The organism is Pseudomonas sp. (assembly GCF_041601375.1).
Lineage (GTDB): Bacteria > Pseudomonadota > Gammaproteobacteria > Pseudomonadales > Pseudomonadaceae > Aquipseudomonas.
Window position 1 is genome coordinate 1 of record NZ_JBFIIG010000124.1, and the last position, 12,428, is coordinate 12,428.

Sequence of the window (12,428 nt, forward strand, 5' to 3'; positions counted from 1 at the left end):
CAGGCCGCGAAGAAATCCGTGCTGCGGCTCACCCACGAAGGGCGCGACTACAAACTGGGCGTCATCGAAATTCCCGCGTTCTATCTCGACTTCAAGGCCTTTCGCGCCGGTGATCCGGATTACAAGAGCACGACCCGCGACGTCAAACGCCTGATCGCCGAACTGGAGCAGGAAAAAGTCGACGGCGTGGTCATCGACCTGCGCAACAACGGCGGCGGCTCCCTGCAGGAGGCCACCGAACTGACCGGGCTGTTCATCGACCAGGGCCCGACCGTACTGGTACGCAACAGCGACGGCCGGGTCGATGTACTGGCCGATGAAAATACCGGCATCTACTACAAAGGCCCCCTGGCCGTACTGGTCAACCGCCTGTCCGCCTCGGCTTCGGAGATTTTCGCCGGCGCCATGCAGGACTATCACCGTGCGCTGATCCTCGGCGGCCAGACCTTCGGCAAAGGCACGGTACAGACCATTCAACCGCTCAATCACGGCGAGCTGAAGCTGACCCTGGCCAAGTTCTACCGCGTTTCCGGGCAAAGCACCCAGCACCAGGGCGTGATCCCGGACATCCAGTATCCCGACGTGATGGACACCAAGGAAATCGGCGAAAGCGCCCTGCCCGAGGCATTGCCGTGGGACAGCATCAAGGCGGCGATCACCCCCGAACTGGATCCGATCCAGCCCTTCCTGGAAGAACTGCAGGCCCGCTACCAGAACCGCACGGCGAAGAATCCGGACTTCACCTTCACCCGCGAACGTCTGGCGCTGGCGCAAAAGCTCATGGATGAAACCCGCGTCAGCCTCAACGAAAGCGAACGCCGTGCGCAACAGACCGATATAGAAGCGCAGCAGCTGGTGATCGAGAACAGCCGCCGCAAAGCCAAGGGGGAAACCCTACTCAGCGAGCTGAAAAAGGAAGACGAAGACGCGACCCCGGTCGAGCCGGAGAAAACCAAGCCGGAAGATGACGCCTTCCTCGCCGAAAGCGGGCATATCCTGCTGGACTTTCTCGGACTGAGTTCGCGACTGGCCAAACAATGAGCTAGCGGCTTACGGCTGTCATCAAAGGGTCATCAATCTGTCGTGAAATGCAGGGGCTGATAGCGATATCAGCCCTTCGCTTTTTCTGGATATCGAGACCCTCATGACCGTCACCGAGCAACTGAGCGCGCTAGAGCATATTCTCGCTCACGGCGATTTGCATAGTTTGTTCCAGCCCATCGTCAGCCTTTCCGAACGACGCATTCTTGGTTACGAAGCCCTGACTCGCGGCCCCTCCAACAGCCCACTGCACTCGCCAATCAATCTGTTCGCCGTGGCACGCAATGCCGGGCGGCTGGGCGAACTGGAAGTGGCCTGCCGCAAAAATGCCTGCCGGCGCTTCAGTGAACTGCAACTGCCGGGCAAGCTGTTTCTCAACGTCTCCCCGGATTCACTGCTGGAACCCGGCCATCAACCCGGCCGCACCCTGCAGTTGCTGCAAGCCTATGGCATCCCGCCCAGCCAGGTGGTGATCGAGCTGACCGAGCAGTCGCCCACCGAGGATTTCGCCCTCCTCGACACCGCCCTGCACCATTACCGCGCCATGGGCTTCTCGATTGCCCTGGACGACCTGGGTGCGGGCTATTCCAGCCTGCGCCTGTGGTCAGAACTTCGCCCGGATTACGTGAAAATTGACCGCCACTTCATCGACGGCATTCATCAGGATGCGGTCAAACGCGAGTTCGTCGGCTCGATTCTGAAGATGGCCAAGGCGTCACGCGCCCAGGTGATCGCCGAAGGCATCGAACTGGAAGAAGAGCTCGTCGTGCTGGCGGAGATGGGCATCGATCTGCTGCAAGGCTACTTACTCTGCCGCCCGCAGGAACAACCGCCGCAGGACGCGCATCAGCTCCTGCCGAAGCTCAACGGCAATACCCTGATCCTGAGCGAGGAAGGCAGCAACCTCAGCGCCCTGCTCAACGAACAGCCGGCAGTAGCCCAGCACACGCCGATCGCCGAGGTGCTGGAAGCCTTCCGCGCCCAGGCCAACCTCAACTCCCTGGCGGTCGTCGATGAGCACGGACAACCGGTCGGCATCGTCAACCGCCATGCGCTCTCCGAAGCGCTGCTCAAGCCGTTCGCCACCGACCTGTTCGCCCGCAAACCGATCAGCCGCCTGATGAGCCATGACTTCCTCGCCGTCGAACTGAAACAGTCGCTGCAGAAGGTCAGCCGCCTGCTCACCAGCCGTGCCCGTCAGCGCATCGAGGAAGACTTCATCATTACCCAGGACGGCACTTACCTGGGTCTGGGGCGGGTGATCGATGTGCTCAAGCTGATCACCGAACTGAAGATCCAGCAAGCGCGCTACGCCAACCCGCTGACCCTGCTGCCGGGTAATGTGCCCATCCAGCAATGCCTGACGCGCCTGCTGCAGCAAGCCCGCGAAGCGGTGATCTGCTACGTGGATATCGACAATTTCAAGCCGTTCAACGACCTCTATGGCTATGCCAAAGGCGATGAAGTGTTGCTGAGCCTGGCGCAATGCCTGAGTGAGCGGGTAGACCCTGCCCGTGATTTCGTCGGCCATATTGGCGGCGACGACTTCTTGCTGGTGCTCGGCTCGCACGACTGGCGGGCCCGCCTCAATCGCCTGCAGGAAGACTTTCAAAGCCAATGCCGGCGCTTCTACAGCGATGAACACCTGCAAGCGGGTTGCCTGGTCGCCCACAGTCGGCAGGGCCAGCGCCAGGAATTCGCCCTGCTCTCCCTGTCACTGGGCGTGGTGCACTTGCGCCCGGAACAGTGCGCGCGACTGGACGCCAGCCAGCTCGCCGGCCTGGCTTCGGAGGCCAAGCGTCACGCCAAGGCGGTGCCCGGCTACAGCCTGCACATCATCGACACGCACAGGGTGTCGGCATAAGGCGATCGCGCAACCCTCAAGCCTGGAGCCTGGAGCCTGGAGCCTGCTCAGGGTATAAAAATCTGCAGGAGCCAGCTTGCCGTGATCCGGCAATCCTGCAGCGAGCCGGCGGACCGCCGGCTCACAGACGAGACAGCACCGCGGGTAGTCTTGCATACCCGCTTGCCCATAGGCTCCGATGGATTCCTGCCCCGCTACAGCCCCAGTTCCTGCGCCCGCCGGACAAAGCGCGCCGCCTGCTCGGCATCGGCCGGCAAGCCGGGACCGCCCTCGCGATACAGGTCGGCCAAGCGTCGGGCCGCCAGGGGATGGCCAGCCGTGGCCGCCAGCGCCCACCAGCGCGCAGCCTCAAGGCCATCGGGGGCTTGCCGGGTATCGCCCGCCAGGCTCAGCGCACCTAGCTGATAGGCAGCCTTGGCGTCGCCTGCAATGGCGGCCTGGCGCAACAGACGCACGCCTTCTTCACGGGCGCCAACCCCCTGACCACGAAACACCAGGATATGTCCGTAGAAGCTCTGCGCGGCAACATCGCCGAGGTTGGCCATGCGCGCGAACCGCCCTTCAAGCCAGCGCCAACCACGCGGCTGTTTGACCAGCCACGACCAGTGGAACAACCGTCGGGCCAGGCCATAGCCTATCCGCGCACGCAGCCGCCAAAGCACCTAGAGCGCCTCGGGGTAATCGAACTCGAATACCCGTACCACTTCGGCCGCATGCCAGGACGCGGCAGCGACGCCGTCCGAAGCACCGTTGAAGCGGCCAAGGCGGGTCACGCAGTCGAAAAATCCGGTTCGCGGTAGCCGGCTGGCCCCCTGACTGATCACCAAGGCGCTGCGCAGCGGCCGCTCGGCACGGGCATCCAGGGTCGCCAGGTGCTCCAACGCAGCAGTCAGCGTTTGCATCGCAGGGGTCGGCAAGGCCAACCGCTCGACCAATGCCCGATAGGTCAGCAGATGGCGCTGGCGTCGGGCATCCTCCAGCTCATCGAGTAAGGCTTGCCAATGTTGACGACTGATACTTACGCTCAAAGCTTCTCCTCCCAACCAGCGACACCCAGCGCCCAGGCCAAGGCCCGCTTGATGGCGGCATCCGGCTGGCGCTCGGCGCTTTCGATCATGCCCAGATAATGCGGACTGATCCCCACCGAACGCGCCAATTCCTGCTGCGACAAGCCCTTCTCTTCACGCAAACGCGTCAACTCGCTCAGCGCCGGCTTGAGCGTATCCGCAGCCGCAGCCGCTTCGGGCACTTGCGTAGCGTGCCCCGCGGCCTGCAACAAGGCCAGGTAATCGGCCCAGGGCAGTACCGCATATTCGGGTTCTCCATCACGTTTGATTACTTGCACTTTCATTCTCGACTCTCCGTGGAAAGCAGTACCGGCAGCCTTAGCGCCTTCCTTGCAGAGGGCTATGTTAACAGCCCGATACTCTAAAGGGCGTGACCTATACTGCCTTGACACTGTCAGGGCAATATTCCGGGGGCATTTTGAGAGTACTGGCGATCCTGCTGCTGGGCTGCTGGAGCGGCATAAGCGGCGCAGAGGCATTGCGCTGGGGCTTCTCCCCGGCCGATGGCATGCCCTATGTCGAGGTACGCAATCATCAATTGCGCAGCGGTTTCACCCACCGACTTGGCAGCAGAGTCGGCCAGCGCCTGGATCTCGATGTGCGCTTCGTCGAGACCCCGAACAAGCGTATCGAAGAGTTCATTCAGCGCGGACGCATTCATCTGATCTGCAACGCCAACCCCGACTGGCTGGCCGAACCACAGCGCTACCATTGGTCACCCAGGCTTTACCAGGAGGAAGACGTGCTCCTCCAGCATGACAGCGATGCACCCATGACAGGATTACAAGATCTGCACGGTAAAGTCCTCGGCACCCAGCTCGGCTATATCTACAGCCTGCCATTGATGGAGGCCTTCGCCCGCAAGCTGGTGACGCGCCAGAATGTCCGCGACCTCGACAGTGGACTTTACCTGCTGAGCAGACAGCGCCTGGATGCGCTGATCGACATGCGCCGCCCCCTGGCCTACAGGCTGGCCCAGCACCCGGAACTGCCACTGCACTTCAGTGACTGGGTGGTGCAGCGCTACGACCTGCATTGCATCTATGGGCAGCATCTGCCGGTCGCTGTCGAGAGGCTGGACGAGGTGCTGCTGGAATTGCGCGACTCGGGCGCGATCGCACAGATGCTCGACGACCCCCGAGCCGCCCCCCAGTAGCCCGCCAGAGCCGGTAAAAATCGAGCGCCCTAGCGCGGCTGTCTCCACGCGCTCACATAGCACAACGCCGCAGGAGGCGAGCCTATGCTCACCGGCTCTCAGGGCTCGGTATATCCAACGCCGGGTTTTGCCCATCCGGCAAGCGCTCGATCACCTCGAGCACCTCAGGCGCCTGGGCTTCCCGCCAGGCACGAAATGCCGCCAGTTCATCGCTCCAGGTGCGCAGCACCCAGGCCAGCACGGCCAGATCATCGACAAAGCCCACCAGCGGCAACCAATCCGGCAGCGCATCCAGTGGCGTGACGAAATACAGCAGCGCCGCCACTACTGCCAGTAACGCCTGCGAGCTGATCGCACGATACTCCCCTCGCCACCAGGCCATGCAGAGGCCTTGCAGGAGTCGCAAGTCATCTTTCAACGCATTGAAGCGCCAGCCTTGCTTGCCACTCTTGCGCGCCACCGCCAGCAGCAAGGCGGGCAACCGGCCACGACGTAAAAAAGACGGTGCCAAGCGCAGATAACTGGAAAAATTCCACGGCTGTTTCATGGGCATTACTCTTCAACCCGCATGGCTGCTGGGCTGGCTTGGGTTATCCACTAAAGCTGTGGATAACCTTGTGAACAGATTCCTGATGAGCCTATCAAACGCCCAGCCCATGCGGGCTTGCTACAGATCGGACATTTTTCATCCACTCAATAAATATCTTTTAAATCAACAACTTGAATTTTGCAAAGTTTTTTTCAAGAAGCTCATGTCAACCTCGAAATCAAGCCAGGCAAAATGTGCATAACCATGACGCCAGAATTTCAATCAGGCCTTTTTTACGACCGGCCGGTCAATTCCAGGCTCGTATTGTCACCGACAAAAACGCCAACGCCCCGTCGAAACGGGGCGTTGCTCGCAACCTTGGCAGCCTGTCGAACCCGGGACTGTCCCGGGCCGGGCAAACGCCTAGCGCTTACTCTTCTGTCTTGGCAGCCTTGATCTCCAGCAGCTCCAACTCGAACACCAGCACCGAGTTGGCCGGGATCGCCGGAGTCGGGCTTTGCTCGCCGTAGGCCAGCTCGCTCGGAATATAGAGCTTGTACTTCTCGCCGACATGCATCAATTGCAGGCCTTCGACCCAGCCTGGGATCACGCCGCTGACCGGCAGTTCGATCGGGGTACCGCGTTCGATGGAACTGTCGAACACGCTGCCATCGGTCAATTTGCCTTCATAGTGCACGCTCACCACGTCGGTGGCTTTCGGCTGCTCGCCTTCGACTTTCTTCAGCACTTCGTACTGCAAACCGGACTCGGTGGTGACCACCCCTTCGCGCTTGCCGTTCTCTTCGAGGAATTTCTTGCCGGCCTTGACCGCCTCCTCATTCATGGCAGCCATACGCTCCTCGGCACGCTTCTGCAGGAACGCGAATGCCTCGACCAGCTCGTCGTCTTTCAGGCGCTGTTCTTTCTTGCCGATGGCATCTTCGATGCCCTGGGCCACGGCTTTCGAGTCCAGGTCATCCATACCTTCCTGCGCCAGGCTCTTGCCCATGTTCAGGCCGATACCGTAGGAGGCTTTCTGCGCCGGGGTCTCCAGTTCTACGCTGGTTTGCGAATCACAACCTGCGAGTACCAGGCCTACCAAGGCGACCGCCGCCGCTAAACGATGTTGTTTCATGCTTATTCCTTGTTCGGTGCGCCCTAGGGCAATCGAGTGAAGGCGCGAGCTTAGCAGGCTGCCGCAATCACTGGCTACCAGGATACGAACGGGGAAATGCGTATAAGTTCAGGTATTTAAGCGGAATTTCGGAGGGATACAGCGAGTAGTTCGAAGGGGCACAGCGGAGATGGGGCGAGGTAAAAAATGGCGCAGCGGACGGGACTCGAACCCGCGACCCCCGGCGTGACAGGCCGGTATTCTAACCGACTGAACTACCGCTGCGCGTAACTTCAAAAAGCGAGTTTGGTGGGTGATGACGGGATCGAACCGCCGACCCTCTGCTTGTAAGGCAGATGCTCTCCCAGCTGAGCTAATCACCCTTCACTCTCGAAGTGGGGCGCATTCTAGACAGCCACCCCCCCCTTGGCAAGCACTGATTTAATAATTTTTTATCGACGTGCCAAAGGCTTACACAGGGTTGGCCTGAGGCGCCGAGGGGAGAATAATGCGCGCTTTGTATCGACGGGTGTGTCGCGGAACCATAAGAACCACTTGCGACATATCCGCTTCCCTCATCCGTCGCTGCGCGCCACCTTCTCCCTGGGGGAGAAGGACATAAGGATGGCGCCGCTTCGCGGCTTTCACGTTATATGGAGAATCACCCCTCATGTGGTTTCGCAACCTGCTGGTTTATCGCCTTACCCAAGATATTCCCTTCGATGCCGAAGCACTCGAAACCGCACTGGCGGCCAAACCGGCGCGCCCATGCGCGAGCCAGGAGCTGACCACCTATGGCTTCATCGCCCCCTTCGGCAAGGGCGGCGATGCACCGCTGGTGCATGTCAGCGGCGACTTTCTGCTGATCGCGGCGCGCAAGGAAGAACGCATCCTGCCGGGCAGCGTAGTGCGCGATGCCTTGAAGGAGAAAGTCGACGAGATCGAAGCCGAGCAGATGCGCAAGGTCTACAAGAAGGAGCGCGACCAGCTCAAGGACGACATCGTGCAGACCTTCCTGCCGCGCGCCTTTATCCGCAAGTCGGCGACCTTCGCCGCCATCGCCCCGAAACAGGGGCTGATTCTGGTCGATGCCTCCAGCCCGAAACGCGCCGAAGACCTGCTCTCCACCCTGCGTGAAGCCATCGGTTCGCTGCCGGTACGCCCACTGACGGTGAAGATTGCCCCCAGCGCCACCATGACCGAATGGGTCAAGACGCAGAAAGCCGCCGACGACTTCCATGTGCTCGACGAATGCGAGCTGCGCGACACCCACGAAGATGGCGGCGTGGTGCGCTGCAAACGTCAGGACCTGACCAGCGACGAAATCCAGCTGCACATGACCGCCGGCAAACAGGTCACCCAACTGTCGCTGGCCTGGCAGGACAAGCTGTCGTTCATGCTCGACGACAAGTTGGTGGTCAAGCGCCTGCGCTTCGAAGACCTGTTGCAGGATCAGGCTGAACAGGATGGCGGCGATGACGCCCTCGGCCAACAGGACGCCAGCTTCACCCTGATGATGCTGACCTTCGTCGACTTCCTCCCGGCGCTGTTCGAAGCCCTTGGCGGCGAAGAGACACCCCAGGGCATCTGAGATGGGTAGCGCGCGGGCTGACTGCCAGCCAGGCTCGCTAATCCCGCGTCACGTGAGCCTTTCTTGCATGTTTCAGCTGTAGCCCTGATAAGCGCCAGCGCAATCCGGGAACGTCTCCCGGATTGCGCCACGGCTTATCCAGACTACATGCCCGGGCCACAACTGCGGCGCTGCTCGCAAGCCCGCCAGAATCAACAGCCGCCCGGTCACACCTGCAACAGGCGTTCGCGCAGCTTGTGGATCTCATCACGCAGCTGCGCGGCGGCCTCGAACTCCAGGTCGCGGGCCAGCTGGTACATCTTCTCTTCCAGTTGGCGGATGCGCTTGGCGATTTCGCTCGGCGAACGCAACTCGTTCTCGTAGCGCGCGCTTTCTTCCGCGGCCTGGGCCATGCCCTTGCGCTTCTTGCTGCGCGAGCCCGGCACTGTGGCGCCTTCGAGGATGTCCTGGACGTCCTTGAACACGCCTTTGGGGGTGATGCCATTGGCGGCGTTGAAGGCGATCTGTTTGTTGCGCCGCCGCTCGGTCTCGCCGATGGCGCGCTCCATCGAGCCGGTCATGCGATCGGCATAGAGGATCGCCCGGCCGTTGAGGTTGCGCGCGGCGCGGCCGATGGTCTGGATCAGCGAGCGCTCGCTGCGCAGGAAGCCCTCCTTGTCGGCATCGAGAATCGCCACCAGCGACACCTCCGGCATGTCCAGGCCTTCGCGCAGCAGGTTGATGCCGACCAGCACATCGAAGGCACCGATGCGCAGGTCGCGGATGATCTCGACCCGCTCCACCGTGTCGATATCTGAGTGCAGGTAACGCACCTTGGCGCCATGATCGGCCAGGTAGTCGGTCAGATCCTCGGCCATGCGCTTGGTCAAGGTGGTGACCAGCACCCGCTCGCCCAGCGCCACGCGCTTGTGGATTTCCGAGAGCAGGTCGTCGACCTGGGTCAGCGCCGGGCGCACCTCGATCTGCGGGTCGACCAGCCCGGTGGGGCGCACCACCTGCTCGATCACCCGGCCGGCATGCTCGGCTTCGTAGTTGCCCGGGGTCGCCGAGACGAAGATGGTCTGCGGACTGGCCGCCTCCCACTCCTCGAAGCGCATCGGCCGGTTGTCCAGCGCCGAGGGCAGACGGAAGCCGTACTCGACCAGGGTTTCCTTGCGCGAGCGGTCGCCCTTGTACATGGCGCCGACCTGCGGCACCGAGACGTGGGACTCGTCGATCACCAGCAGCGCCTCGTCCGGCAGGTAGTCGTAGAGGGTCGGTGGCGGCTCGCCCGGTCCGCGCCCGGAGAGGTAGCGCGAGTAGTTCTCGATGCCGTTGCAGTAGCCCAGCTCGAGAATCATCTCCAGGTCGAAACGGGTGCGCTGCTCCAGGCGCTGGGCCTCGACCAGCTTGTTGCTGCTGCGCAGGTAGTCCAGGCGTTCGGCCAGCTCGACCTTGATCTTGTCCACCGCCTCCAGCAGCACCTCGCGCGGGGTGACGTAATGGCTCTTGGGGTAGAAGGTGAAACGCGGCAGCTTGCGGATCACCTCGCCGGTCAATGGATCGAATGCCGACAGGCTCTCCACCTCGTCGTCGAACAGCTCGACACGCACGGCCTCCAGCTCCGACTCCGCGGGGAACACATCGATCACGTCGCCGCGCACCCGGAAGCTGGCACGGGCAAAATCCATATCGTTGCGCGTGTACTGCAAGTCGGCCAGGCGGCGCAGCAGCTCACGCTGATCCAGCTTGTCGCCGCGGTCGACGTGCAGCACCATTTTCAGATAGGACTCGGGGCTGCCCAGGCCGTAGATGCACGACACCGTGGTGACGATGATCGCATCCGGCCGCTCCAGCAGCGCCTTGGTCGCCGACAGGCGCATCTGCTCGATATGGTCGTTGATCGAGGCGTCCTTCTCGATAAAGGTATCGGAGGACGGCACATAGGCTTCCGGCTGGTAGTAGTCGTAATAGGAAACGAAATACTCCACCGCATTGTTCGGGAAGAAGCTCTTGAACTCGCCATACAACTGCGCGGCCAGGGTCTTGTTCGGCGCCAGCACCAGGGTCGGCCGCTGGATCTGGGCGATCACGTTGGCGATGCTGAAGGTCTTGCCCGAGCCAGTCACGCCGAGCAGGGTCTGGTGCGACAAACCCGCCTCAATGCCTTCCACCATCTGCCGAATGGCCTCCGGCTGATCGCCGGCAGGCTGGAAACGGGTGACCAGTTGGAACTTGGACATGACTAACCTCGACAAACGACTGTGACGCGATCAGAGAGCGTACGTCAAAACAGTTGAAATGCGTGTACCCGCTGTCGCGACACACGTTATGGGTCGTTATACTAACGGCCCACTTACGCAACCCCTAGCGGGGCCTTGCAGACATTCACCCCTCTTCCCCCGAGCTGCCGCATCCATGAGCCTGTTCTCTGCCGTCGAAATGGCGCCGCGCGACCCCATCCTGGGCCTCAACGAAGCCTTTAACGCCGATACCCGTCCCACCAAGGTCAACCTCGGCGTTGGCGTGTACACCAATGAAGATGGGCGAATTCCGCTGATGCGGGCGGTGGAGGAAGCAGAAAATGCGCTGGCCGCCACCCATGCGCCCCGTGGCTACCTGCCGATCGAGGGCATCGCCGCCTACGACCAGGCCGTGCAGACCCTGCTGTTCGGCGCCGGCTCGACCCTGGCGCAAGAAGGCCGAGTGATCACCGCCCAGGCCCTGGGCGGCACCGGCGCCTTGAAAGTCGGCGCGGACTTCCTCAAGCGCCTGCTCCCGGATGCCGCCGTGGCCATCAGCGACCCGAGCTGGGAAAACCACCGTGCCCTGTTCGAAGCCGCCGGCTTCCCGGTGCGCAACTACCGCTATTATGACGCCTTCAGCAACGGCGTGAACCGTGGCGGCCTGCTCGAAGACCTGAAGAACCTGCCCGCCCGCTCGATCGTGGTGCTGCACGCCTGCTGCCACAACCCGACCGGCGTCGACCTGAGCATGGACGACTGGCAGGCCATTCTCGACATTCTGCGCGAACGCGAACATGTACCCTTCCTCGACATCGCCTACCAGGGCTTTGGCGACGGTATCGAGGAAGACGCCGCGGCCGTGCGCCTGTTCGCCGAATCCGGCTTGACCTTCTTCGTTTCCAGCTCCTTCTCCAAGTCGTTCTCGCTGTATGGCGAACGGGTCGGCGCGCTGTCCATCGTCACCGGCTCGCAAGATGAAACCGGCCGAGTGCTATCGCAACTCAAGCGGGTGATCCGCACCAACTACTCGAACCCGCCGACCCATGGCGCCAGCGTCGTCGCGGCAGTGCTCAACACGCCCGAACTGCGGGCCATGTGGGAAGCCGAACTGGGCGAAATGCGTGAACGCATTCGCACCATGCGCCTGGCCATGGTCGAGCAGCTAACCGCCCTGGGCGCCAAGCGCGACTTCAGCTTCGTCGCCCAACAGCGCGGCATGTTCTCCTACTCGGGGCTCACCACCGAGCAGGTGGAACGCCTGAAAAGCGAATTCGGCATCTACGCCGTCGGCACCGGGCGCATCTGTGTCGCGGCGCTGAACCAGCGTAATCTGCCGGCCGTTACCCAGGCCATCGCCCAGGTCCTCTGAACCGCCAAGGGGAAGTCCGAGATACTTGACTTCCCCTTCCTAATCAGTAGGATACGCACCGTTATTCCGCGATAGCTCAGTCGGTAGAGCAAATGACTGTTAATCATTGGGTCCCAGGTTCGAGTCCTGGTCGCGGAGCCAAATTCGAGAACCCGGCCATCCAGCCGGGTTTTTATTGCCTGCGGACTCTCGCCGGGACTGCGTCCCAGGTTATTCGCCAAGGCTCACCCCTCCGGGGCCGCGCTGAAGCGCGTTCAGCTGCGCTGTCGAGTCCTGGTCGCGGAGCCAAATCCGAGAACCCGGCCATCCAGCCGGGTTTTTATTGCCTGCGGACTCTCATCAAACAAAATATAACTCATTGTTTTTGCTCTTAAAAATCTAAGCTGCATGAACCAGCTCCATCCCGAGTTGGCGGGCCTTGCGTAGCAGGGCTCGCAGCTGTCGCTCTTTGCTTTTGGCTTCGTAAGCTTCC

12 protein-coding genes and 3 tRNA genes are annotated in these 12,428 nt (G+C 61.8%); 6 read left to right on the top strand and 9 right to left on the bottom strand.

Features of this window, described 5'->3' with window-relative positions:
* Together ABZE94_RS15300 and ABZE94_RS15305 are read left to right on the top strand one after the other, a co-directional pair.
* A partial coding sequence (locus tag ABZE94_RS15300; protein WP_372876358.1) for a carboxy terminal-processing peptidase occupies window positions 1–1,041 on the top strand: 1,041 nt, incomplete at its 5' end.
* Window positions 1,042–1,144: 103 nt separating this feature from the next.
* Window positions 1,145–2,905 (top strand): bifunctional diguanylate cyclase/phosphodiesterase, encoded by a 1,761-nt coding sequence (locus tag ABZE94_RS15305; RefSeq protein WP_372876359.1) that lies wholly within the window; start codon window positions 1,145–1,147, stop codon window positions 2,903–2,905.
* A gap of 194 nt (window positions 2,906–3,099) precedes the next feature.
* Here ABZE94_RS15305 and ABZE94_RS15310 read toward each other — a convergent pair whose 3' ends face one another.
* Genes ABZE94_RS15310 through ABZE94_RS15320 form a run of 3 tightly spaced genes read right to left on the bottom strand, consistent with a single transcriptional unit; the run spans window position 3,100 to window position 4,256 of the window.
* Window positions 3,100–3,567, bottom strand: a complete 468-nt coding sequence (locus tag ABZE94_RS15310; RefSeq protein WP_372876360.1) for a sel1 repeat family protein — start codon at window positions 3,565–3,567, stop codon at window positions 3,100–3,102.
* Complete coding sequence (locus ABZE94_RS15315; RefSeq protein ID WP_372876361.1) at window positions 3,568–3,933, bottom strand: hypothetical protein; 366 nt, start codon at window positions 3,931–3,933, stop codon at window positions 3,568–3,570. It abuts the gene before it with no gap.
* Entirely contained in the window at window positions 3,930–4,256 is a 327-nt protein-coding gene (locus ABZE94_RS15320; protein ID WP_372876362.1) for a helix-turn-helix transcriptional regulator, read from the bottom strand. The genes ABZE94_RS15315 and ABZE94_RS15320 overlap by 4 nt, the downstream gene beginning before the upstream one ends.
* A gap of 134 nt (window positions 4,257–4,390) precedes the next feature.
* Here ABZE94_RS15320 and ABZE94_RS15325 point away from each other — a divergent pair, with 134 nt between their 5' ends.
* Window positions 4,391–5,128 (top strand): substrate-binding periplasmic protein, encoded by a 738-nt coding sequence (locus ABZE94_RS15325; protein ID WP_372876363.1) that lies wholly within the window; start codon window positions 4,391–4,393, stop codon window positions 5,126–5,128.
* 88 nt (window positions 5,129–5,216) lie between these two features.
* Here ABZE94_RS15325 and ABZE94_RS15330 read toward each other — a convergent pair whose 3' ends face one another.
* From ABZE94_RS15330 to ABZE94_RS15345, 4 genes are all read right to left on the bottom strand, one after another.
* Window positions 5,217–5,675 carry a YkvA family protein gene (locus tag ABZE94_RS15330; RefSeq protein ID WP_372876364.1) on the bottom strand — a complete coding sequence of 153 codons (459 nt, stop codon included), beginning with the start codon at window positions 5,673–5,675 and terminating at the stop codon, window positions 5,217–5,219.
* Between the two features lie 412 nt (window positions 5,676–6,087).
* Complete coding sequence (locus ABZE94_RS15335) at window positions 6,088–6,792, bottom strand: FKBP-type peptidyl-prolyl cis-trans isomerase (protein WP_372876365.1); 705 nt, start codon at window positions 6,790–6,792, stop codon at window positions 6,088–6,090.
* A 187-nt stretch (window positions 6,793–6,979) separates the two neighbouring features.
* A tRNA-Asp gene (locus ABZE94_RS15340) sits at window positions 6,980–7,056 on the bottom strand.
* Window positions 7,057–7,078: 22 nt separating this feature from the next.
* A tRNA-Val gene (locus ABZE94_RS15345) sits at window positions 7,079–7,154 on the bottom strand.
* A gap of 287 nt (window positions 7,155–7,441) precedes the next feature.
* Here ABZE94_RS15345 and rdgC point away from each other — a divergent pair.
* Window positions 7,442–8,362 carry a recombination-associated protein RdgC gene (gene rdgC / locus ABZE94_RS15350; protein ID WP_372876366.1) on the top strand — a complete coding sequence of 307 codons (921 nt, stop codon included), beginning with the start codon at window positions 7,442–7,444 and terminating at the stop codon, window positions 8,360–8,362.
* A 206-nt stretch (window positions 8,363–8,568) separates the two neighbouring features.
* On the opposite strand, the gene uvrB is transcribed toward rdgC, so the two are convergent.
* Window positions 8,569–10,584, bottom strand: a complete 2,016-nt coding sequence (uvrB, locus tag ABZE94_RS15355) for an excinuclease ABC subunit UvrB (RefSeq protein WP_372876367.1) — start codon at window positions 10,582–10,584, stop codon at window positions 8,569–8,571.
* 175 nt (window positions 10,585–10,759) lie between these two features.
* Here uvrB and ABZE94_RS15360 point away from each other — a divergent pair, with 175 nt between their 5' ends.
* Both ABZE94_RS15360 and ABZE94_RS15365 read left to right on the top strand, forming a co-directional pair.
* Window positions 10,760–11,956, top strand: coding sequence for an amino acid aminotransferase (locus ABZE94_RS15360; RefSeq protein WP_372876368.1), 1,197 nt, complete (start codon window positions 10,760–10,762; stop codon window positions 11,954–11,956).
* A gap of 65 nt (window positions 11,957–12,021) precedes the next feature.
* Window positions 12,022–12,097: transfer RNA gene (locus ABZE94_RS15365), tRNA-Asn, on the top strand.
* Window positions 12,098–12,210: 113 nt separating this feature from the next.
* Here the strand turns inward: ABZE94_RS15365 and ABZE94_RS15370 are convergent.
* Window positions 12,211–12,428, bottom strand: a 218-nt coding sequence (locus ABZE94_RS15370) for a hypothetical protein (RefSeq protein WP_372876369.1), incomplete at its 5' end; no start/stop codon positions are given.

Excerpts from the sequence above, each read along its gene's own strand:
- ABZE94_RS15335 (WP_372876365.1), bottom strand. The coding sequence starts at position 6,792 with ATGAAACAACATCGTTTAGCGGCGGCGGTCGCCTTGGTAGGCCTGGTA.
- rdgC (WP_372876366.1), top strand. The coding sequence starts at position 7,442 with ATGTGGTTTCGCAACCTGCTGGTTTATCGCCTTACCCAAGATATTCCC.
- uvrB (WP_372876367.1), bottom strand. The coding sequence starts at position 10,584 with ATGTCCAAGTTCCAACTGGTCACCCGTTTCCAGCCTGCCGGCGATCAG.
- ABZE94_RS15320 (WP_372876362.1), bottom strand. The coding sequence starts at position 4,256 with ATGAAAGTGCAAGTAATCAAACGTGATGGAGAACCCGAATATGCGGTA.
- ABZE94_RS15330 (WP_372876364.1), bottom strand. The coding sequence starts at position 5,675 with ATGAAACAGCCGTGGAATTTTTCCAGTTATCTGCGCTTGGCACCGTCT.
- ABZE94_RS15360 (WP_372876368.1), top strand. The coding sequence starts at position 10,760 with ATGAGCCTGTTCTCTGCCGTCGAAATGGCGCCGCGCGACCCCATCCTG.
- ABZE94_RS15305 (WP_372876359.1), top strand. The coding sequence starts at position 1,145 with ATGACCGTCACCGAGCAACTGAGCGCGCTAGAGCATATTCTCGCTCAC.